This is a genomic window from Rhodoplanes azumiensis, assembly GCF_042682915.1.
GTDB classification, from domain to species: Bacteria; Pseudomonadota; Alphaproteobacteria; order Rhizobiales; family Xanthobacteraceae; genus Rhodoplanes; species Rhodoplanes azumiensis.
Window position 1 is genome coordinate 54738 of record NZ_JBHUIW010000014.1, and the last position, 20363, is coordinate 75100.

Genomic DNA, 20363 nt, shown 5'->3' on the forward strand with positions numbered 1-20363 from the left:
CATGACCCGGACCGAACAGCATCTCTGGCTGATCCGGCATGCCCCGGTGGCGGGCCCGCGCGACGTCATCCACCCGCCCGAGGCGCCGGCCGACCTCGCCGACACGGCCCGCTTCGCAGCGCTGCGCAAGGCCCTGCCCGCCGATGCGCCGGCCTACGCCTCGCCGGCGCAGCGCACCGTCGACACGGCCCACGCGCTCGGCCTCGACCCGATGCTGCAGAGCGATTTTCGCGAGCAGGGCTTCGGCGAGTGGACCGGGCGCACCCATGCCGATCTCGAGGCGGAGTTCGGCGACGGCTACGCGACCTTCTGGCATTCGCCGGCGCGCCGACGCCCCCCCGGCGGCGAGAGCTTCGTCGACCAGATCGAGCGGGTGCGCCGCGGCCTCGCCCAGCTTCCGGCCGGCGACACCGTGCTGGTCGTCCATTCCGGCACCATCCGGGCGATTCTCGCGATCGCGCTGGAGACGACGCCGGAGGCCGCGCTGCGCTTCGTCGTCGCGCCGTTGTCGCTGACCCGCATCGACCGCATCGCCGGCAGCTGGCGCATCCGCTTCGTCAACCGGCGCTGACCGCCGCCGCCCGAGATGCGCCTCGGCCGACCGCGACGCTCGCCGCTCACGGTTGCGCTCAAGGCGCCTCGCCGACCACACCGGTATCTCTCCGGCCTGGAAGATTACATCATGTAAGGTTTTGGAGAACCCTCACCAGAACGTCGTATTTCCTTTCCAGATACATTTTTATAAACTTTTTTCATTGGGCCGAAGGACGCGACGAGTTCTCGATCGGCCGTGACGTGATGCCGGTCTCGATGTCGTCGGTCTCGATGTCGTGACGGCTGTAGCGCTGTGCGCGACGCAATGTCGTTCGCAGTGATCGATTCCGCTTCGGCCTTCCCGCCGAGACCCTGTCTCTCCGCGGGGGTGCCTCTTCATCGGCACAGCCGGTTTTTCTGGCGTGCGCCTGAACCGCAAAGAGCCAACTCCGCCGCATCGCGCCCCGCGACCGCGGCCAGGGAGAGCATGATGCGCGTCACGTTCTCGACCGCCGTCTTCGCCTGCGTCGTCGCCGCCCAGGCTTTCGCCATGGACAAGCCCGCGACGCACGCGCCGTCCGGACCGGACTGGGACAGCTGCTACGATCTGGGCTGGAACCGCGGCGTCCATGTCGAGCTCGGCGAGCTGCCGGGCTGGATGGAGGCGTGCCTTTCCGGACAGATTCCGTTCGACGCGACCGAGGCGACGGCGGCAAGCCGAACGAAACGGACGCACCGCCACGCGCGCTCGCACCGGCCGCACCATTCCTGAGCGCCACCACTCCTGAGCGCCCTGCCCGGCGGGTTCCCGTGAGGCCGCCTCCTTGCGCCCCGAGCCGGTGGCGACCCCGGCAGGATTCGAACCTGCGACCAACAGCTTAGAAGGCTGCTGCTCTATCCACTGAGCTACGGGGCCGACAGAGCGCGAGACGACCGGGCCGGCGGGACGACTGCACTGACGCGACGCGCGTGCCGACCTGGTCGCTCAGGACCGGTCGCGCGGCCGCAGTGTCCTATAGCCGATCCCGGCCGGGGCGCGCCAGCCCGGCGCCCGCGCGAGGTCGCCGAGGCCGGAGCCACCGACCGCCGATCGCCCGACCAGGGCTCACCAGCCTGCGCGGGACGAGCGATGGACGACAAGGGACGTCCCGGGATGATCGATCGAAGTCGGTGAAAACGTTTTCACCGACTTCGTAGGGGGAGCTCCGGGGCGCGCTCCACGGGGAATGCTCCGGGGCGGGCTCGGAGTCGCTCGCCGCGACGCGACCGCTTCAGGCGCCTCGTCGGCCCGAGACATCGGCCCGGCGACTTGCCGGTCGACCCCGGCGCCTTCCGCCCCGCCGCCGCCCCCGCCTCCTCACCCGAAGCGGTCGGGCTGCTGGTTGGCGGCCAGCACGGAGTGCCAGAACAGGCCGTCCGTATCGAGCTGCTTGGCGCCCGAGGCGATCAGCGCGGTCGGCACGTGGATGAAGGTGCCGTGCAGCTGCCCGACCACCATGCCGGTCTTGCCGGCCATCGCGGCGTGCACGGCCTGGCGGGCGAACATGTCGCACAGCACCGCGTCCTCGCAGTTCGCCGGCCGACTGCGGATCTGGTAGCCGGGGTCGAAGTAGCGCAGCGTCAGCGGCAGCTTCGCAGCCGCGAAGGCCTCGCCGATCGCCTTGGCGAGGAACGGACCGATGTCCTTCAGCTTGACGTTGCCGGAGGCGTCGGTGGCTTTCGGCTCGGCTGGGAACAGATCCTGCCCGGCCCCCTCGGCGACCACCACGACGGCGTGGCCGCGGTCACGCACCCGCTCGATCACGGCGGCCAGGAAGCCGTGCTCGCCGTCGAGCCGGAACGGCACCTCGGGCACCAGCGTGAAGTTGACGTCCTGGCTGGCGATGGTGGCGCCGGCGGCGATGAAGCCCGCGTGCCGGCCCATCACCTTGACCACGGCGACGCCGTTCTCGACGCTGCGCGCCTCGTTGTGGGCGGCGTCGATGACGTGGCGCGCCTCCTCGAGCGCCGTGAGATAGCCGAAGGTGCGGTCGACATAGAGCACGTCGTTGTCGATCGTCTTCGGCACGCCGACGACGGCGAGCGCGTGGCCGCGCGCCTTGCAGGCCTCGTAGATCGCGAAGGCGCCGCGCTGCGTCCCGTCGCCGCCGATGCAGAACAGCATGTCGATCTTGCGCCGGATCAGGTTGTCGACCGCGGCGGCGACGTCGACCGGGCCGCGCGACGTGCCCAGGATGGTGCCGCCCTGCTGGTGGATGTCGTCGACACTCGAATGGTGCAGAACCACCGGCTCGTGGTGGTTGCGCGGGTCGAGGCCGCCGTAGCCCATGCGGAAGCCGATCACCTCGCGGACCTCGTAGCCGCCGTGCAGCTCGCGCACCAGCGAGCGGATGACGTTGTTGAGGCCCGGGCACAGCCCGCCGCACGTGACGATGCCGGCGCGCACCCGCGGCGGATCGAAGAACAGCATCTCGCGCGGGCCGGCGAGCTCGAACAGCGGCCCCGGATCGTCGTCGCGGCCGGGCCCGCGGATGATGTTGGCCGGCACGCGCTCGTCCTCGGAGACGAAGCCCGAGCGTGGCGAGCGGAACCGGCAGGGGCCGAGCGTCGTGACGGTCACGGCGCCCCCTCCGTCGGAGCCCCGAGCGGCCCGACGTGCCAGACCCGCTCGCAATAGTCGCGGATCGAGCGGTCGGACGAGAACTTGCCCATGCGGGCGACGTTGAGGATCGACATGCGGCTCCACGCCTCCGGGTCACGCCAGAGCGCCGCGACCCGCTCCTGGCAGGCCACGTAGCTCTGGTAGTCGGCCAGCACCATGAACGGATCGTGCCACAGAAGCCCGTCGACGAGCGAGCGGAACAGCGTCGTGTCGCCGCCGGCGAGCGCCCCCGACGCGATCAGGTCGACGACGGCGCGCAGCTCGTCGTTCTGCTCGTAGATCGCGCGCGGCGCGTAGCCGCCGGCCTTGGCGCTGCGCACCTCGTCGGCGGTGAGGCCGAACAGGAAGAAGTTCTCGGCCCCGACCTCGTCGCGGATCTCGATGTTGGCGCCGTCGAGCGTGCCGATGGTGAGCGCGCCGTTGAGCGCGAACTTCATGTTGCCGGTGCCGCTCGCCTCCTGCCCGGCGGTCGAGATCTGCTCGGAGAGGTCGGCGGCCGGATAGATGGCCTGGCCGTTCTTGACGCTGAAATTGGGGAAGAACACCACCTTCAGCCGGCCGCGCACGTCCGGATCGTCGTTGACGAGGTCGCCGGTCGCGCCGACCAGCTTGATGATGAGCTTGGCGACCTGATAACCGGGCGCCGCCTTGCCGCCGAACACGAAGGTGCGCGGCACGACGTCGAGGTCGGGGTTCAGCTTCAGGCGCCGGTACAACGTGAGGATGTGCAGCACGTTGAGGTGCTGGCGCTTGTACTCGTGGATGCGCTTCACCTGGATGTCGAACAGCGAATCCGGATCGACCGAGATGCCGGTGCGCTCCTTGATGACGGCGGCGAGCTGGCGCTTGTTGGCGTGCTTCACGTCGCGCCAGCGCGCCCTGAATTCCGGATCGTCGGCATGGGTCTCCAGTCGGCGCAGCGCGTCGAGATGGATCGGCCAATCGTCGCCGATCGTCTCGCTGATCAGCTTCGACTGGCCCGGATTGGCGACGACGACGAAGCGGCGCGGCGTCACGCCGTTGGTGATGTTGCAGAACCGCTCCGGGAACATCGCCACCCAGTCGGACAGCACCTGGCTCTTGAGGAGTTCGGTGTGGAGGGCGGCGACGCCGTTGATGGCGTGGCTGCCGACGCAGGCGAGATTCGCCATGCGCAGCGACCGCCGGCCCTGCTCCTCGATCAGAGACATGCGGCGCACCCGGTCCTCGTCGCCCGGATAGACGCGGCGGATGCCGTCGCACAGGCGGCGGTTGATCTCGAAGACGATCTCGAGATGGCGCGGCAACAGCGCCCCGAACAGGTCGATCGGCCAGGTCTCCAGCGCCTCCGGCAGCAGCGTGTGATTGGTGTAACCGAAGGTCTTCTGGGTCACCTCCCAGGCCTCGTCCCATTCGAGGCCGTGGTCGTCGAGCAGGAGCCGCATCAGCTCCGGCACCGCGACGGTCGGATGCGTGTCGTTGAGCTGCGCGGCCCAACGCTTGTGGAAGGTCGCGGGCGTCCCGCCGAAGCGCAGATGGGCGCGCAGCATGTCCTCGATCGCGCAGGCGACGAAGAAATACTGCTGCTTGAGGCGCAGCGCCTTGCCCTGCGGCGAGGCGTCGTTGGGATAGAGAACCTTGGAGATCGTCTCCGAGGTCACCTGGTCCTCGACGGCGCGGGCGTAGTCGCCGATGTTGAACGCCTCGAAGTCGAAGGTCTGCACCGCCTCGGCCCGCCACAGGCGCAACAGGTTGCAGGTCTTCACCCGGTAGCCGAGGATCGGCGTGTCGTGCGGCACCCCCTTCACGATCTCGGCCGGGATCCAGCGCACCCGGTAGCGGCCGTCCTCGTCCGTGTAGGTCTCGGTGTAGCCGCCGTACCGCACCGCGACGGCGCGCTCCGGCCGGGCGACCTCCCACGGATAGCCGAGATGCAGCCACTTGTCGGTGAGCTCCACCTGCCAGCCGTCACGGATCTGCTGGTTGAAGATGCCGAACTCGTAGCGGATGCCGTAGCCGATCGCCGGGATCTCGAGCGTCGCGAGCGAATCCAGATAGCAGGCGGCGAGCCGGCCGAGGCCGCCGTTGCCGAGGCCGGGCTCGACCTCGTGCTCGATCAGATCCTCGAGCCGGATGTCCATCCGCCACAGCGCCTCGCGCATGGCGTCCTGGATGCCGAGATTGACCAGGTTGGCGGCGAGTTGCGGCCCCATCAGGAACTCGGCCGAGAGATAGGCGACCGTGCGCCCGTCGGGGCGATGGAGGAGCGCGTCGAGCGATTGGATGCCGCGCTGGAACAGCCGGTCGCGCACCGCATAAGCGGTGGCGAGATAGAAGTCGTTGCGCGACGCGGTCGCCGGATGGCGGCCCTGGAAGTAGTAGAGATAGTCGCAGACGGCCTGCATCAGGCTCGCCGGATCGAGGCCGGTGCGCACGTCGCGGCCCGGTTCGGATGCGGCTTCGGTGACGGCTACGGACGGAAACATCGAACCAGAGCTCCAATGGTCGGATTCACGGACCCGGCGGCCGCGCATCCGTCGCGATCGAGCCGGCGCCCCGACTCTCCTTTCCCTATACCATGGACTTCGTGTCGCCCGGTCGGCTTCCACCCTGCCGCGAACCGAGGGCTACTACGAGCTTGCCGGCGAGCCCGGAAGCTGATCCGGGCCGGCGGACGCCGGCCGCGGCGCGGCGGGCGGCGCCTGGAGCGGCGAACAGGCGGTCCGGCCGCTCCGGCTCACGCGCCGGGCCAGCGGACCACGACCGCGTAGAAGCGCTGGTCCCAGCCCTCCGGCCAGGCGTGTCCCGCGACGACGAAATCACCCGCGTAGGTCGCCAGGGTCAGCAGGCCCGCGGGGGTCGACGGCATCGTGTCGAGCAGCGCCCAGGCCGCCGCCTCGGCGCGCGCGCGCAGCAGGTCGGTGTGCGCCCGGATCTCGGGATCGCCCGGTGCCGCTCGGTCCTCGGCCGCGGCCCGGAGCCAGGCGGCGTGCGCGGCGCGGTGAAACTCGATGGCGGCCAGGATCGGATCGTCGTGAACGGACATGCGGGAACGCCGGGACAGCGGGGACCGACGGCCGTGCGCAGCTCACGGGCGGCTCGGCAAATAGGGTATTTCTCCGAACCCGAAAGGTTCGGCCGAGAAAGCCGGAAAGACCGAATGCCCGGTTGCGCCGAAGCGTCTGTCGCCCCGAGACGCGGGCTCGGCACGGGCCGGCAGATACGAGCGGCTGCACGAAGGTGACCCGCCCGCCCGACACCCTCCACGTCGGCTCCGTCCCCGGCGAAGCGTGCCGGCGAAGCGTGCCGGCGGCACCGTATCATCCGGCCTCGCACGCTTTGTATACGTACAGTTCTTTAGTCCGGACAGGCACCCTTTCGTAATCCGAAAGTTCGATGCCGCCATCCGAAAGCAAGTGTTTCGAAATACCTTCGTCAGGGCTCGCGCCGCATGAAGTCGAAGTCGCAACCCTCGTCGGCCTGCAGAACCGAGGCCCAGTAGAGCCGCGCGTAGCCGCGCGCCGCCCATGCCGGCTCCGCCGGTGCCCCGAGCGCGGCGCGGCGCCGCGCGAGCTCGGCATCCTCGACCAGCATGTCGATGCGGCGCGCCGCGACGTCGAGCCGGATCATGTCGCCGGTCCGCACCAGGGCGAGCGGCCCGCCGTCGGCCGATTCCGGGGTGATGTGGAGCACGATGGTGCCGAACGCCGTGCCGCTCATGCGGGCGTCGGAGATGCGCACCATGTCCTTCACGCCCTGCCGCCCGAGCTTCCTCGGGATCGGCAGATAGCCGGCCTCCGGCATGCCGGGCGCCCCTTTCGGGCCGGTGTTGCGCAGCACCAGCACGTCGTCGGCCCGCACGTCGAGGTCGGGATCGTCGATGCGGGCCGCCATGTCGGCGGTCGACTCGAACACCACGGCCCGGCCGGTGTGCTGGAGCAGTGCCGGCGTCGCCGCCGAATGCTTGATGACGGCGCCGCGCGGCGCGAGGTTGCCGTGCAGCACCGCGACCGCACCGACCGGCTTGATCGGATCGGTCGGCGAGCGGATCACGGTCTGGCCCGGCACCTCCTCGGCTGCGGCGACGACGTCGCGCAGCGTGCCGCCGGCCACCGTCGGCGCATCGAGGTCGATCAGCGTGCCGAGTTGCTGGAGGAGCTTCGGCATGCCGCCGGCGTGGTGGAAGTGCTCCATGTAGTGGTCGCCGGACGGCTTGAGATCGACCAGCACCGGCACCGCGCGGCCGATCGCGTCGAACGAATCGAGGTCGATCTTGTGCGGCGTGCGGTTGGCGATCGCCGTGAGATGCACGATTCCATTGGTCGAGCCGCCGATCGCCTGCAGCACCACCTGGGCGTTGCGGAACGCCGCGGGCGTCAGAATCTCGCTCGGGCGCGGCCCCCCCGTGCGGGCCATCTCGGCGGCGCGCCGCCCGCTCGCTTCGGCGATGCGGACCCGCTCGGCATGCGGGGCCGGCACGGTGGCGCTCATCGGTAGCGACAGGCCGAGCGCCTCGGTCATGCAGGCGATGGTCGAGGCCGTGCCCATCACCATGCAGGTGCCGACCGACGGCGCGAGCCGCCCCTCGACCTCGCCGATCTCCTCTTCGTCGATGTCGCCGGCGCGATGCGCGCTCCACAGCCGCCGGCAGTCCGTGCAGGCGCCCAAGACCTCGCCCTTGTGATGACCGACCACCATGGGCCCGACCGGCACGACGACGGTCGGCAGATCGACGCTCGCCGCCGCCATGATCTGGGCGGGAAGAGTCTTGTCGCAGCCGCCGATCACGATGACGGCGTCCATGGGCTGTGCCCGGATCATCTCCTCGGTGTCCATCGCCATCAGGTTGCGCAGGAACATCGAGGTCGGGTGGGCGAAGCTCTCGTGGATCGAGATGGTCGGGAACACCATCGGCATGGCGCCGGCCAGCATGACGCCGCGCTTGGCCGCCTCGACGAGCGCCGGCATGTTGCCGTGGCAGGGATTGTAGTCGCTGCCCGTGTTGGTGATGCCGACGATCGGTCGGTCGAGCGCGTCGTCCGAGTAGCCCATCGCCTTGATGAAGGCCTTGCGCAGGAACAGCGAGAAGCCGGCGTCGCCGTAGCTGGTGAGACCCTTGCGCAGGCCCTTGCTCATGGTGGTTGCTCCGTTGCGGCCGGCGGAGGGCCGGCCTTGTGTCGTTCGCGGGGCGACCGCCGGTCGGCGGTCGTCCGTGGTCTCGTGATGTCCGATGGCGCCGGATCAGAACGGCTGCAGCCCGGCCTTGGCGACGATCTCGCGATAGCGCTTTCTCTCCTCGGTCGCAAACGCCGAGAAGGCGTCCGGCGTGATGGGCGAGGCGACCGCGCCGATCTCCTTCAGCCTCGCCGCCATCGCGGGCGTGCCGAAGAAGGTCTCGATGTCGGCGGCGATCTGCTCGACCACGGCGCGCGGCGTGCCGGCCGGCGCGAACAGGCCGTGCCAGGACGGCGCGTCGAAGCCCGGCAGCGTCTCGGCGATGGTGGGCAGATCCGGCGCGGTCGGGCTGCGCTCCGTGCTGGTGACGGCGAGCGCCCGCACCGTGCCGGACTGCGCCAGCGGCCAGGCGAAGGTGATGTTGTCGAAGGCGAGGTCGACATGGCCGCCCGACAGCGCGGCGGCGACGTCGTTCGAGCTCTTGTAGGGCACGTGGACGAGCTTGATGCCGGCCATCATCTGAAACAGCTCGGCCGGCAGATGCGTGGCGCTGCCGACCCCGGACGAGCCGTAGACCAGCGGCTCGGGCCGCGACTTGGCGTAGGCGATCAGCTCCGGCACGGTCTTCGGCGGCAGCTTGGGCGTGACGGTCAGGAGGTTCGGCACCTTGGCGAACAGGCTGATCGCGGCGAAATCCTTCTCGGCGTCGTAGCGCGGATCCTTGTAGACGAAGGGCGCGATCGCCTGGGTGCTCGCCGTGCCGACCAGGAGCGTGTAGCCGTCCGGCTTGGCGCGCGCCACCCAGGCGGCGCCGAGCGTGCCGCCGGCGCCCGCCTTGTTCTCGATCACGAAGGGCGTCTTGTACTTGTCCTGCATGGCCTGGACGAACAGCCGCCCGAACATGTCGGTGGTGCCGCCGGCCGCGAACGGCACCACGACCGTGACGGTGCGGGCCGGCCACGCCTCCTGCGCCGCCGCCGGCCGCGTCGTCGTCGCCGCCGTGCCGGCGGCGAGCAGCAGACCTGCCGCCAGGGCGATCATCATTCGCATGGTGTCTCTCCCGTGAAGCTTCGTTGTTTGGTTGTCGTTATTCGATCGTTGTTCGATCGTCGGTCGTCGCAGCGCGCCACGCCGGCGTCTCATCGGTCGCGTCGGTCCTCCGTGACCATCGCGAGTGCCGCCGGCGTGCCCGCGGCGACCCGCGCCAGATAGTCGGACTTGCTCGCCTGTAGATGAGCGACGCAGAGCTGGGCGAGCGCCCAGGAGTCACGACCGCTCAAAAGCTCGATCATCATGTCGTGCTGGCGCACCGAGACGTCGCGCCCGGTCCCGTCGGCGAGGTTCTTGGCTCGCATCGGCAGGGTCAGGTTCATGTAGTCCTGCAGGGTGCGCACCAGATACGGGTTGCCGCAGGCCGAAAACAATACGAGATGGAAGCCGTCGTTGGCCTCGTGGACGCCGCGCAGGTCGCCGGCGTCGATCGCGGCGCGGTAGCGGGCCTGGATCGCGACGAGGCGGTCGATCAGCCCGGCCGGCGCCGGCAGCGGGATCATCAGCGCCGCCTGGCGGGTGAGCAGCTCGCGCACCTCGTAGATCTTCACCACCTCGTCGGCCGCATAGGAGCGCACCGTCGCGCCGACGTTCTTCTCGCGGCGGACGAGGCCGGCCTGCTCGAGCTGGGCCAGCGCCTGCCGGACGCAGTGGCGGCTCGCGCCGTGGCGGGCCATCAGCCGGTCCTCGACCAGCCGGGCGCCGGGCGCGAGCCGGCCGAAGATGATGTCCTCCTCGATGCGGCGGACGACCTCGCGCAGCGCGAGGTCACGCAATGTCGAGGGGGACGACCTGACGGAGAGTGGGGTCACGGCGGGGGCCCGGGCGGCTGCGGAACCGACACGAGCCTTCACCCGATGCGGCAGATTGTCAATAATCGTCAGATCGAGGGTTCATATTTCGCCGATCGTCCCTATATCCCGGCAGAGATCGTCGACGATGATCGTCTCGGCGACCGGCTGTGATCCAGGCCGGCCGCGTCGTCGTAGATCGATGAGCTGGAAACAGGAGAGCGTGATGAGCGGGGGTGCGGACATGATGACGGTGACCGGGCTGATCGTGGTGCTCGGCCTGATGCTCGCCGCCGGCCTGCGCGCCATCGCCTCGGCGGACCAGCCGCGGCCCGTGCCCGTGCCGTTGCGCGGACGGCGGCGCCAGCCCCCGCGCCGGGACTGATCCCGCACCACGGCGCCGCCGCCGGCACCTTCCCCCTACCCGGCCGTCACCATCGTCTCGATCATGCCTTCGAGATTGAGGGCCACGTGCAGGAGGATGACCAGCGTCGTCGAGCCGGTGCGCCAGCGCAGCCAGCCGAGCAGCAGGCCGACCGCGAAGATCAGCAGGATGCCGACCCAGTCGTACTGGACGTGCAGGAGCGCGAACACGAAGCCGGTGAGCACGATGGTCGGCATCGCGCTCCTCTCGCTGCGGGCGCAGCCGCGGAACACGAAGCCGCGGAACAAGATCTCCTCGCCGATCGGCGCGACCAGCACCAGGGCCGGCCACAGGAGCCACAGCACGCCCTGAGCGGACGCGCTGCGCCAGATCGCGATCTGGATCGGCGGGACGAGGTCGCGGCCGGCCGCGAGCGTCACGCCGTCGGCGACCAGCACCAGCGCGACGAGACTCGCGAGCCCGATCAGCAGGTCGCGCCGCGGCGGCACGTCGAGCCCGAGATAGGCGAGCGCGGAGCCGGCCTTCACGCGCGCCGCCAGCACCAGCGTGACGGTCTGCACGAGGTTGGCCGCCACCACGACCAGCACGACGGCGCCGCCATGCGCCGGCAGCGCCGGTCCGGCGAGCGCCGCCGGTCCGAGCCAGCGCGACAAAAGGACCGCCGCCACCGCCTGCCCGAGCCCGAAGGCGAGCAGCGCGATGGCGACGGTCGCGACCATGCCCCAGGGCATCTCGCCCGAAGGGCTGTCGGCGGACGTGCTCAAGGCACCAGGATCGACGTGCCGGTGGTCGCCCGGGCTTCGAGGTCGATATGGGCCTGCTGCGCGTCCTTCAGGGCGTAACGCTTCTGGATCGGGATCTTGACCGCGCCGCTCTTCACCACCTCGAACAGCTCGCTCGCCAGCCCGTCGAGATCGGCGCGGCTCGCGGCGTAGTGGTTGAGGGTCGGCCGCGTCACGAACAGCGAGCCCTTGGCCTGCAGCAGGTTGATGTTGAACGCCTCGATCGAGCCGGAGGCGTTGCCGAACGAGACGAACATGCCGAGCGGCTTGATGCAGTCGAGCGAGGCCGGGAAGGTCGACTTCCCGACGCCGTCGTAGACGACGTCGCACAGCGCCCCGCCGGTGATCTCCTTGACGCGGGCCGGGAAGTCCTCGTCGCGATAGTAGATCACGTGATCGCAGCCGTTCGCCTTGGCGAGCTCGCCCTTGTCCTTGGAGCCGACCGTGCCGATCACGGTGGCGCCGAGCCGCTTCGCCCACTGGCAGGCGATCAGGCCGATGCCGCCGGCGGCCGCGTGGATCAGGATCGTGTGCTGCGGCCCGACCTTGAAGGTGCGGCGGAGCAGATAACAGACGGTCATGCCCTTCAGCATGATGCCGCCAGCCTGGGCGAGGTCGATGCCGTCCGGCACCTTGACGACGCGGGCCGCCGGGAGAAGGCGCTCCGCCGCGTAGCTGCCGAGCGCCACCACATAGGCGACCTTGTCGCCCACCTCGATGTCCGTCACGTCCGGGCCGACCGCCGTGACGGTGCCGGCACCTTCGTTGCCGGCGATGAAGGGCAGCCCGACCGGCGACGGGTAGAGACCGGAGCGGAAATAGGTGTCGATGAAGTTGATGCCGCACGACGCCTGGCTGATGCGGATCTGGCCCGGTCCCGGCGCCGGGACGTCGACCTCCTCGTAGGTCAGCACCTCGGGTCCGCCGACCTTGTGCACACGCACGGCCGCCACCATGGACGTCTCCTTCCGATTTGCTCCCGGGAGGCTCGGCCCGGGCCGATGAGGCGGGGAGCGCACGGCGCGCGCCGCCGGGGGCGCGATCATAGGAAACGGGCCATTCCGCGCAAGCGCGACCGCACCGCGACCGCAGGCGTGCCACGCAGGGCTGGCATGGCGCACCGATTTGGCGCCCGGCTCGGGTGAAGGATCGACCCGTGACTGTCATTCCGGGGCGGCGCGCAGCACCGAACCCGCAATCCAACCCGGAACGCAGAGCTTGCCGCTGAATTCCGGGGTCGCGGCTTCGCCGCGCCCCGGAATGACGGTCGGCTGATCAACGGAGTTGGGATCAGAAATGGCTGAAGCTCGCCCGGTCGAGCGCCAGCGGATGGCCGTCGGAGCCGAGCAGCACCGGGGCGCCCTGCCCTTCGAAAATCTCGCCGATGTCGGTCACCGGCACGCCGGCCGCCGCCGCAGCCGCCGTGAAAGACGCCAGCCGCGCGGGCGGCACCGTGCAAAGAACCTCGTAGTCGTCGCCGCCCGACAGCACGGCGGCGAGATGCTCGGGGGCCGCGTCGAGCAGACGATGCGCGGCACCCGACAGCGGCACGCGGGCGATCTCGACCCGGGCCGTGACACCCGACACCCGGCACAGCTTGGCGAGATCGCCGGCGAGCCCGTCGGAGACATCCATGCCGGCGCTGGCGTGGAGCCTTACGGCTTCGGCGAGCGCGGTGCGGGGCCGCGGCTCGAGATAGCGCGACAGCAGATGCTCGCGCTCTTCCGCGGTCAGGCCGAAGTCCTCGGCGCCGGCCCGCTCCATGCGAAGCACGAGGCCGAGCGCGGCGTCGCCGATCGTGCCGGTGACGAGGACGCGGTCGCCCGGCCGTGCCCCGCTGCGCTTCACCAGCGTGCCGGTCGGCACCGCGCCGATGACCGTCACCGAGATCATCACGGGTCCGGGCGAGGCGACCGTGTCGCCGCCGTAGAGCGGGCAGCCATAGGCGGTCGCGTCTTCGCCGAGCGCGGCGGCGAACGCCGCGAGCCAGGCGTCGTCGACCGCCACGACGGCGCCGCCGTTCGCCGTGGCACGGCCGGTTCGTCGGGGCAATGCGAGCGACAGCAGGAAGCCGAGCGGCCGCGCGCCCTTGGCGGCGAGGTCCGACAAATTGATCCGCAGCGCCTTTCGGGCGATCGCGTCGGGCGGATCGTCCGGGAAGAAATGCATGCCGGCGACGATCGCGTCGGTCTCCAGCACCAGCTCGCAGCCGGCCGGCGGGACCATCACGGCGACGTCGTCGGAAAGCCCCAGCGCACCCGGATGGGTCGCGAGCGGGGCGAAATGCCGGGCGATCAGCCGGTCTTCGCCGGAGCCGATTGTTCCATCGTCGCTGATCATGAGCTCCCCGACTCGTTGCGTACCGAAGCGTAGAGCATTTTTTCTCGGCTTCGACCCTCGCGACGCCTCGTGTCCCGGGCGCGCGTGGGGCGACGCCGCGGCCGTGAACCGGACGGCGCCCCGCGCGTACTTTCGGAACGATCATCGGCTTCGGTCCGGCCGGCTGCACGCACTCCCGCGGAGTGGTATCGAGAGACCGATCCACCACAGCCCGGACTCGTCGCATGCCGCCTGCCGCCTCTCCGCCGACCCTCGTCTGGTTCCGCGACGACCTCCGCCTCGCCGACAACCCTGCGCTCACGGCAGCCGCCGGCGGTGACGGTCCCATCGTCGCCGTCTACGTGCTCGACGAGGAGTCGCCGGGCCTTCGCCCGCTCGGCGGCGCGGCGCGCTGGTGGCTCGCCGGGTCGCTGCGCGCGCTCGCCACGGACCTCCGCGCCCGTGGCGTCCCCCTCGTCCTGCGGCGCGGGCCGGCCGCCCAACGAATCTCGGAGCTGGTCGAGGAGGTCGGCGCCGCCGAGGTGGTATGGAACCGGCGCTACGACCCGGCCGCCGCGGCCGTCGACGACACCGTGGCGGACGTGCTCGCCGCCCGTGGCGTCGGGGTCGCGACCTTCCAGGCCGCGCTGCTCGTCGAGCCCGCGCAGATGCGCACCAAGACGGGCGGACCCTACGGCGTGTTCACGCCATTCCTGCGTGCCCTCCTGGCCCTTCCGGAGCCGCGCTTCCCCCTGCCCGCCCCCAAGGCCGTGCGGAGCCTCGCCGGCGTTCCGTCGGACCGGCTGGAGGACTGGGATCTCGAGCCGACCGCGCCCGACTGGGCAGCCGGCTTCCGCTCCGTCTGGAGGCCCGGCGAGGCCGGCGCCGGCGACCGGCTCACGGCCTTCCTCGACGAGGGGCTGAAGGGCTATGCGACGCTGCGCGACCGGCCCGACCGGACCAGCACGTCGCGCCTCTCGCCACATCTGCGCTTCGGCGAGATCAGCCCGTTCCAGGTGTTCCACGCCGCCCGGCATGCCCGCGAGGCCGGGCGCGGCGGCACCACCGGTCAGGACGTCGACAAGTTCGTCGCCGAGCTGGTGTGGCGCGAGTTCGCCTATCACCTGCTCGCCCAAAATCCGCGCCTGGCGACCGCGAATCATCAGCCGCGCTTCGACGCCTTCCCGTGGCGCAGCGATGCGTCGGCCCTGCACGCGTGGCAGCGCGGAAGAACCGGCTATCCGATCGTCGATGCCGGCATGCGTGAATTGTGGACGACGGGCTGGATGCACAACCGGGTGCGCATGGTGGTCGCCTCGTTCCTGGTGAAGCACCTCCTGATCGACTGGCGCGAGGGCGAGCGTTGGTTCTGGGACACGCTCGTCGATGCCGATCCGGCCAACAACGCGGCGAGCTGGCAGTGGGTCGCCGGCTCCGGCGCCGACGCCGCGCCCTATTTCCGCATCTTCAATCCCGTCCTGCAGGGAGAAAAATTCGATCCCGACGGCGCTTACGTGAAGCACTGGATTCCGGCGCTGCGCCGTCTCGGAGCCCAGCATGTTCATCGGCCCTTCGACACGCCGCCCTTGGAGCTCGCGGCCGCCGGCGTGACGCTCGGAAGGGACTATCCGGCGCCCCTCGTCGACCATAAAGTCGCCCGCGAGCGGGCGCTCGCGGCGCTCGCCACCATCAAGACGTGAGGCCAGCGGACTTGACCATGACGTTTCAGGACAACGTGACGCGCGCGATCGGCAACACGCCGCTGATCAAGCTGAAGCGTGCGTCGGAGCTGACCGGCTGCACCATTCTCGGAAAAGCCGAGTTCATGAATCCCGGCCAGTCGGTGAAGGACCGGGCCGCCCTGTTCATCATCGAGGACGCGATCGCGCGCGGCGCGCTGAAGCCCGGCGGCGTCATCGTCGAGGGCACGGCCGGCAACACCGGCATCGGGCTCGCGATGGTGGCCGACGCGCTCGGCTTCCGCACCGTGATCGTGATCCCCGAGACGCAGAGCCAGGAGAAGAAGGACGCGCTGCGCACGTTCGGCGCCGAGCTGGTCGAGGTGCCGGCCGTGCCTTACGCCAACCCCAACAACTACGTGAAGATCTCCGGCCGCCTCGCGGCCGAGCTGGCGGCGAGCGAGCCCAACGGCGCGATCTGGGCCAACCAGTTCGACAACGTCGCGAACCGCGAAGGCCACATCCGCACCACCGGGCCCGAGATCTGGGAGCAGACGGGCGGCCGGGTCGACGGCTTCGTCAGCGCGGTCGGCACCGGCGGCACGCTCGCCGGCGTCGGCATGGCGCTGAAGGCGAAGAACAAGGACGTGAAGATCGCGCTCGCCGACCCGAAGGGCGCGGCCCTGTTCTCCTACTACACGACCGGCGTGCTGAAGTCGGAAGGCTCGTCGATCACCGAGGGCATCGGCCAGGGCCGCATCACGAAAAACCTCGAGGATGCGCCGATCGATCTCGCCTATCAGATCCCCGACGAGGAAGGAATCCCGCTGCTGTTCGACCTGATCGCGCAGGAGGGCCTGTGCCTCGGCGGCTCGTCCGGCATCAACATCGCCGGCGCCATCCGGCTCGCCAAGGATCTCGGGCCGGGCAAGACCATCGTGACGATCCTGTGCGACTCCGGCACGCGCTACCAGTCGAAGCTGTTCAATCCGGAGTTCTTGCGCAGCAAGGGCATTCCCGTGCCGGAGTGGCTGATCCGCCCGTCGCGCATCACGGTGCCCTACATCAACGCGTGAGATGGGAGCGAACGACCGGACGGGCTCCCACCGACGTCGACGCGACCAGCCCCGCACCGCGTCTTTTCCGCGGACACCCCGAACATCGGTGCGTCCGCAGGTGAACGACGATCCTGCTGTCCGTCCCATGCTCCGTCGCGGGGACGAGGGCAACGGGGCCGATCCGTCACGACCGACGACCACGCTGGCGCGCTCCTTCACGCGGGCAGGCGCGGCACCTCGGGCCAGTCGGGCTCGTCCTGCGGCAGCACCCAGGGCTCGTGCAGCGCCGCGTCGCGCCAGGCGGTCCAGGCCGGCAGCGCCGCGACCGCGTCCATGTAGGCCCTCGCCTCCGGGCCGACCGCGATCGCGTAGGTGAAGAAGCGCGACACCACCGGCGCGTACATGGCGTCGGCCGCCCCGAAGGCGCCGAACAGGAACGGCCCCCCTGCCCCGAAGCGCTTGCGGCAGTCGCGCCAGATCGCCTCGATGCGAACGACGTCGCGTGTCACGTCGTCGGCCAGAGCGGGCCGCTTCGGCGGGCGCCAGAAATTCATCGGCAGCGCCTTGCGCAGCGCCGCGAAGCCGGCATGCATCTCCGTCGCGATCGCTCGCGCATGCGCCCGCGCCACCCGGTCGGCCGGCCACAGGCGCGCGGCGGGATACTGGTCGGCGACATATTCGATGATGGCGAGGGATTCCCAGACACGCACGTCGCCGTCGATCAGCACCGGCACCTTGCCGGTGCCGGAATGCGCCCCGACAGTCGCCTTGAAGTCGGGGTCGCCGAGCGACACGACGGTCTCGACGAACGGGATGCCGGCGACCGTCATGGCGATCCAGGGGCGGAACGACCACGACGAGTAGTTCTTGTTGCCGATCACGAGATGCAGGCTCATGCGACTCTCCTGTCGCGCCGGGCGCGAGTCACGCCGAGCGCGCGCGCCCGGACGTGCCGGCACAGGATGATCACGGCGGCGGCGGCCGGCAAGCCGACTCGCGCCGCAGCACCGCCCGGGCACGGGCGGCCACCCGGGGCCACGGCAACACGACGATGACCAGGCCGGCGAGAATGCACGCCATGCCGGCGGCCCGCAGCGGCCCGAACCGCTCGCCGAAGATCAGCGCGACGGCGACGACGCCGGTGCAGGGCGACAACAGCGCGAAGGGCGCCACCGCGGCGCTCGGATGGCGCTGCATCAGGTAGCCCCAGATGCCGAAGGCGAGCGTCGTCGCGAGCGTGCCGAGAAACACCACGGCGACGAGGCTGCCGAGGCTCGCATGGACGACGGCCGTATAGAGCGACGCGTCGTGGTCGAGCAGCAGCGAGGCCAGATAGGCCGGGATCGGGGGCACCAGGCTGCACCAGACGATCAGCGGCCCCATCGCGACGTCGCGCGAGGTCTTGCGCAACAGGATCGAGCCGGTCGCCCAGCTCATGGCGGCGGCCATCGCGAGCACCAGCGCGACCGGCGGCAGGTCGGTCCCGACCGTCAGGCCGATCAGCATCAGGCCCGTGAAGGCGACGACGAGCCCGAGCCCCTGGCGGCGGGTCGGATACTCGCGCAGCACGACGGCGGCGATCAGCACGGCGAAGAAGGCGTGCATCTGGGTCGTCACCGAGGCGAGGCCCGGCGGCAGCCCGGCGGCCAGCGCGAAGAACAGGAGCAGGAACTGCCCGGTGAGCAGCGTCGCCCCGACCCACAGGATGGTGCCCCACGGCGCCGGCCGCGGCACCAGCACGACCGGCAACGCGGCCAGCACGAAGCGCAGCACCGCCATCTGCGAGGCCGTGAAGCTCTCCAGCGCGATCGGATAGGCGACGTAGGTGAAGCCCCAGATCACGTTGGCGAGCGCCGCCAGCGCCATGTCACGACGGTTCATGCTCGAGAATCCGTTCCCGCGACGGCCACACGGCGGGCGCCGCCCCGCACCCTTTCTACGCCCGGACCGCGGACCGCGGCACGCCCGTTCGCAGATGCCGGTCCCGCGGCAGGGGCAAGCCGGATCGCCCCGGCGGTCCGCCGCGCCCCACGGACGCAGCCTCACGAGACCGTGATCACCGTCGCGCGCCTCGCGGGCAAGATTCGGGGCAAGATCCGGGGCGAGACCCGTGGCGGGACCGGAAACGGGATGACTTGGCGCCGTCGACGACTTGGGAAGGCGCGCGTGTCCGTTCGGACGCCCCGTCGGATGTACAGCGGCATGTCGAATTTTACTTTAATTTAAACCGGGGCCGGCAGGCTTCCGGATCGACAGCCGAGCGACTTTTCTCCGCCGGCGGTCCCGCGTATGAACGCTGATCGATACGCCGGGACGTCCGGTCTTCTGTCGATGACGAGACAGAAATACTCAGAAACAGGCGCAGCGAAAGACTTCGTCTTCATGTCAGCTTCCGACCCGCGGCCCGTCACGCCCCTCACCTTCGACCGCCGCACCGGGCGGCTCGACGGTGCGACCCTGAAGGAGCGGCTCGCTGCGATCGCCATGCGGGCCGGCGCGCGGCTGACGGAGCCGTTCGCGCATCGCGGCTTCTCGCTCGGCTGCCGGATTCTCGCTCCCGCGCTCGACCCGCGCGAGACGCTGGTGCAGCTCAACGACGACGCCCGCTTCGCGTTTCCGTTCGGCGATCCGTACTGGAGCGTGCTGCTCGACCGCAACTACGTCTACGAGATCGAGCTCGAGCGCTTCCTGATGAACGTCGTCGACGTCGACTACACGTTCGTCGACTGCGGCGCGAACTACGGCCTGTGGTCCGTACTGACGACCAGCCGGCCCTACGGGGCGCACCCGGCGATCGCCATCGAGGCGTCGTCGCGCAACGCCGAGAAGCTGCGCCGCAACGCCGCCCTGAACGGCGGCCGCTTCACGGTCCGCCACCAGGCGATCGGCGCCACGGCGGGCGGAGTCGCGAGGCTGTCCGGGCACAAGCACGAGGCCTTCACGATCGCCGGCGCGGACGATGCCGCGTTCTGCGAGGAGGTGCCGGTCGTCTCGCTCGACAGCCTGATCGACGACGGCACCCTCGACCCGTCCGGCCGGTTCATCGTCAAGCTCGACGTGGAAGGCGTGGAGATCGACGCCCTGAAGGGCGGGCAGCGCCTGCTCGACGCCGACAGCGTGATCCTGGCCGAGGAGCACGGCTCCGACCGCAGCCACGGCGTCACCCGCTGGGTGCTGGCGCAACCGGGCTGCCGGGAGTTCGTGCTCGACCCGAAGACCGGCCGATTCGAGGAGGTGCGCGAGCCCGGCTTCCTCGACCACATCAAGACCAACCACGCGGTCGGCTACAACGTGTTCGTCACCAAGAGCCCGTTCTGGACCGAGCGGCTGCGCGCCGCGCCGCCGGTCCGCTGACCGGCGGGGTCACCGCGACACGCCCCCCTCGCCGGGCGCCCACGAACAACCTCGTATACACGGCGCGACGAGCGCCGCGCCGTCGTCGCGCCATCATCTCGGGTTACCCGCCCGTGATGCGTGCGCTAGCACGCGAAAACCCGGGAGATTCGCTCGTGAAGACCATGATCGCCGCGACCGCGCTCGTCGCGCCCCTCGTCGCGACCGCCCTCCTCGTCTCGGTCACGGCCCACGCCCAGACGCCGCCCGCCGCGACCTCCTGCAAGGCGCAGGCGACCGAGAAGAAGCTGCACGGCGCCGCCCTGACCAGCTTCATGAAGAAGTGCGAGACCGACGCCCAGGCGGCCTGCGACGCCTCGGCGGCCGAGAAGAAGCTCGCCGGCGCCGCCAAGGCGAGCTTCACCAAGAAGTGCGTCGGCGACGCCGTCGGGCAGTGAGAATCCACGCTCGCTAAGACCTCGACGCCGGCCGGGCCGGCCGACACCGCGCGGCCCACTGCCGCCGGTCCGTGCTGTCGGCTATTGGCCGAAGCAAGGGGGGCACCGTCGAGGGAGGCCGGGTCGGCCGGCCGCGACGGGCCGGCCGCGACGGTCGC

General features: G+C 70.4%; 18 protein-coding genes and 1 tRNA gene. 7 read left to right on the forward strand and 12 right to left on the reverse strand.

Features of this window, described 5'->3' with window-relative positions; genetic code table 11:
- Position 1 precedes the first annotated feature (1 nt).
- The gene (locus ACFSOX_RS13075) at positions 2 to 571 is read left to right on the forward strand and encodes a histidine phosphatase family protein (RefSeq protein WP_378478253.1); all 570 of its coding nucleotides are present in this window, start codon (positions 2 to 4) and stop codon (positions 569 to 571) included.
- A gap of 453 nt (positions 572 to 1024) precedes the next feature.
- The gene (locus tag ACFSOX_RS13080; RefSeq protein WP_378478254.1) at positions 1025 to 1306 is read left to right on the forward strand and encodes a hypothetical protein; all 282 of its coding nucleotides are present in this window, start codon (positions 1025 to 1027) and stop codon (positions 1304 to 1306) included.
- A 68-nt stretch (positions 1307 to 1374) separates the two neighbouring features.
- On the opposite strand, the gene ACFSOX_RS13085 is transcribed toward ACFSOX_RS13080, so the two are convergent.
- The 7 genes from ACFSOX_RS13085 to ACFSOX_RS13115 form a co-directional block, all read right to left on the reverse strand.
- Positions 1375 to 1450 (reverse strand) — tRNA-Arg (locus ACFSOX_RS13085).
- Between the two features lie 441 nt (positions 1451 to 1891).
- Positions 1892 to 3154, reverse strand: coding sequence for an ATP-dependent 6-phosphofructokinase (locus tag ACFSOX_RS13090; RefSeq protein WP_378478255.1), 1263 nt, complete (start codon positions 3152 to 3154; stop codon positions 1892 to 1894).
- The gene (locus ACFSOX_RS13095; RefSeq protein ID WP_378478256.1) at positions 3151 to 5661 is read right to left on the reverse strand and encodes a glycogen/starch/alpha-glucan phosphorylase; all 2511 of its coding nucleotides are present in this window, start codon (positions 5659 to 5661) and stop codon (positions 3151 to 3153) included. Before ACFSOX_RS13095 ends, ACFSOX_RS13090 begins: the two co-directional genes overlap by 4 nt.
- 251 nt (positions 5662 to 5912) lie before the next feature.
- The gene (locus ACFSOX_RS13100) at positions 5913 to 6221 is read right to left on the reverse strand and encodes a hypothetical protein (protein WP_378478257.1); all 309 of its coding nucleotides are present in this window, start codon (positions 6219 to 6221) and stop codon (positions 5913 to 5915) included.
- A gap of 389 nt (positions 6222 to 6610) precedes the next feature.
- Positions 6611 to 8311, reverse strand: coding sequence for an IlvD/Edd family dehydratase (locus ACFSOX_RS13105; RefSeq protein ID WP_378478258.1), 1701 nt, complete (start codon positions 8309 to 8311; stop codon positions 6611 to 6613).
- Between the two features lie 105 nt (positions 8312 to 8416).
- Positions 8417 to 9400, reverse strand: coding sequence for a Bug family tripartite tricarboxylate transporter substrate binding protein (locus ACFSOX_RS13110; protein WP_378478259.1), 984 nt, complete (start codon positions 9398 to 9400; stop codon positions 8417 to 8419).
- Between the two features lie 89 nt (positions 9401 to 9489).
- Entirely contained in the window at positions 9490 to 10212 is a 723-nt protein-coding gene (locus ACFSOX_RS13115; protein WP_378478260.1) for a GntR family transcriptional regulator, read from the reverse strand.
- Positions 10213 to 10417: 205 nt separating this feature from the next.
- On the opposite strand from ACFSOX_RS13115, the gene ACFSOX_RS13120 reads away from it, so the two are divergent.
- Positions 10418 to 10576: a hypothetical protein gene (locus tag ACFSOX_RS13120; RefSeq protein ID WP_378478261.1), complete on the forward strand. Its 159-nt coding sequence runs from the start codon at positions 10418 to 10420 to the stop codon at positions 10574 to 10576.
- 35 nt (positions 10577 to 10611) lie between these two features.
- Here ACFSOX_RS13120 and ACFSOX_RS13125 read toward each other — a convergent pair whose 3' ends face one another.
- The 3 genes from ACFSOX_RS13125 to thiL form a co-directional block, all read right to left on the reverse strand.
- Entirely contained in the window at positions 10612 to 11340 is a 729-nt protein-coding gene (locus ACFSOX_RS13125; RefSeq protein WP_378478262.1) for a CPBP family intramembrane glutamic endopeptidase, read from the reverse strand.
- Positions 11337 to 12314, reverse strand: a complete 978-nt coding sequence (locus ACFSOX_RS13130; protein ID WP_378478263.1) for a quinone oxidoreductase family protein — start codon at positions 12312 to 12314, stop codon at positions 11337 to 11339. Before ACFSOX_RS13130 ends, ACFSOX_RS13125 begins: the two co-directional genes overlap by 4 nt.
- Before the next feature lie 334 nt (positions 12315 to 12648).
- Positions 12649 to 13698 (reverse strand): thiamine-phosphate kinase, encoded by a 1050-nt coding sequence (gene thiL, locus ACFSOX_RS13135; RefSeq protein WP_378478264.1) that lies wholly within the window; start codon positions 13696 to 13698, stop codon positions 12649 to 12651.
- Between the two features lie 224 nt (positions 13699 to 13922).
- Here thiL and ACFSOX_RS13140 point away from each other — a divergent pair, with 224 nt between their 5' ends.
- Together ACFSOX_RS13140 and ACFSOX_RS13145 are read left to right on the forward strand one after the other, a co-directional pair.
- Positions 13923 to 15377, forward strand: coding sequence for a cryptochrome/photolyase family protein (locus ACFSOX_RS13140; RefSeq protein WP_378478265.1), 1455 nt, complete (start codon positions 13923 to 13925; stop codon positions 15375 to 15377).
- Between the two features lie 17 nt (positions 15378 to 15394).
- Positions 15395 to 16432, forward strand: a complete 1038-nt coding sequence (locus ACFSOX_RS13145) for a cysteine synthase A (RefSeq protein ID WP_378478266.1) — start codon at positions 15395 to 15397, stop codon at positions 16430 to 16432.
- A gap of 197 nt (positions 16433 to 16629) precedes the next feature.
- Here ACFSOX_RS13145 and ACFSOX_RS13150 read toward each other — a convergent pair whose 3' ends face one another.
- Together ACFSOX_RS13150 and ACFSOX_RS13155 are read right to left on the reverse strand one after the other, a co-directional pair.
- Positions 16630 to 17310, reverse strand: coding sequence for a glutathione S-transferase family protein (locus ACFSOX_RS13150; protein WP_378478267.1), 681 nt, complete (start codon positions 17308 to 17310; stop codon positions 16630 to 16632).
- A gap of 70 nt (positions 17311 to 17380) precedes the next feature.
- Positions 17381 to 18295: an EamA family transporter gene (locus tag ACFSOX_RS13155; RefSeq protein ID WP_378478268.1), complete on the reverse strand. Its 915-nt coding sequence runs from the start codon at positions 18293 to 18295 to the stop codon at positions 17381 to 17383.
- A 501-nt stretch (positions 18296 to 18796) separates the two neighbouring features.
- Here ACFSOX_RS13155 and ACFSOX_RS13160 point away from each other — a divergent pair.
- Both ACFSOX_RS13160 and ACFSOX_RS13165 read left to right on the forward strand, forming a co-directional pair.
- Entirely contained in the window at positions 18797 to 19768 is a 972-nt protein-coding gene (locus ACFSOX_RS13160; protein ID WP_378478269.1) for an FkbM family methyltransferase, read from the forward strand.
- Positions 19769 to 19932: 164 nt separating this feature from the next.
- Complete coding sequence (locus ACFSOX_RS13165; RefSeq protein WP_378478330.1) at positions 19933 to 20205, forward strand: PsiF family protein; 273 nt, start codon at positions 19933 to 19935, stop codon at positions 20203 to 20205.
- Positions 20206 to 20363 lie beyond the last annotated feature (158 nt).

What these genes read in the sequence shown, in the direction of transcription:
- ACFSOX_RS13075 (WP_378478253.1), top strand. Translation starts at nt 2, where the DNA reads ATGACCCGGACCGAACAGCATCTCTGGCTGATCCGGCATGCCCCGGTG.
- ACFSOX_RS13080 (WP_378478254.1), top strand. Translation starts at nt 1,025, where the DNA reads ATGCGCGTCACGTTCTCGACCGCCGTCTTCGCCTGCGTCGTCGCCGCC.
- ACFSOX_RS13095 (WP_378478256.1), bottom strand. Translation starts at nt 5,661, where the DNA reads ATGTTTCCGTCCGTAGCCGTCACCGAAGCCGCATCCGAACCGGGCCGC.
- ACFSOX_RS13100 (WP_378478257.1), bottom strand. Translation starts at nt 6,221, where the DNA reads ATGTCCGTTCACGACGATCCGATCCTGGCCGCCATCGAGTTTCACCGC.
- ACFSOX_RS13105 (WP_378478258.1), bottom strand. Translation starts at nt 8,311, where the DNA reads ATGAGCAAGGGCCTGCGCAAGGGTCTCACCAGCTACGGCGACGCCGGC.
- ACFSOX_RS13110 (WP_378478259.1), bottom strand. Translation starts at nt 9,400, where the DNA reads ATGCGAATGATGATCGCCCTGGCGGCAGGTCTGCTGCTCGCCGCCGGC.
- ACFSOX_RS13120 (WP_378478261.1), top strand. Translation starts at nt 10,418, where the DNA reads ATGAGCGGGGGTGCGGACATGATGACGGTGACCGGGCTGATCGTGGTG.
- ACFSOX_RS13130 (WP_378478263.1), bottom strand. Translation starts at nt 12,314, where the DNA reads ATGGTGGCGGCCGTGCGTGTGCACAAGGTCGGCGGACCCGAGGTGCTG.
- thiL (WP_378478264.1), bottom strand. Translation starts at nt 13,698, where the DNA reads ATGATCAGCGACGATGGAACAATCGGCTCCGGCGAAGACCGGCTGATC.
- ACFSOX_RS13140 (WP_378478265.1), top strand. Translation starts at nt 13,923, where the DNA reads ATGCCGCCTGCCGCCTCTCCGCCGACCCTCGTCTGGTTCCGCGACGAC.
- ACFSOX_RS13145 (WP_378478266.1), top strand. Translation starts at nt 15,395, where the DNA reads ATGACGTTTCAGGACAACGTGACGCGCGCGATCGGCAACACGCCGCTG.
- ACFSOX_RS13150 (WP_378478267.1), bottom strand. Translation starts at nt 17,310, where the DNA reads ATGAGCCTGCATCTCGTGATCGGCAACAAGAACTACTCGTCGTGGTCG.
- ACFSOX_RS13155 (WP_378478268.1), bottom strand. Translation starts at nt 18,295, where the DNA reads ATGAACCGTCGTGACATGGCGCTGGCGGCGCTCGCCAACGTGATCTGG.
- ACFSOX_RS13160 (WP_378478269.1), top strand. Translation starts at nt 18,797, where the DNA reads ATGTCAGCTTCCGACCCGCGGCCCGTCACGCCCCTCACCTTCGACCGC.
- ACFSOX_RS13165 (WP_378478330.1), top strand. Translation starts at nt 19,933, where the DNA reads ATGATCGCCGCGACCGCGCTCGTCGCGCCCCTCGTCGCGACCGCCCTC.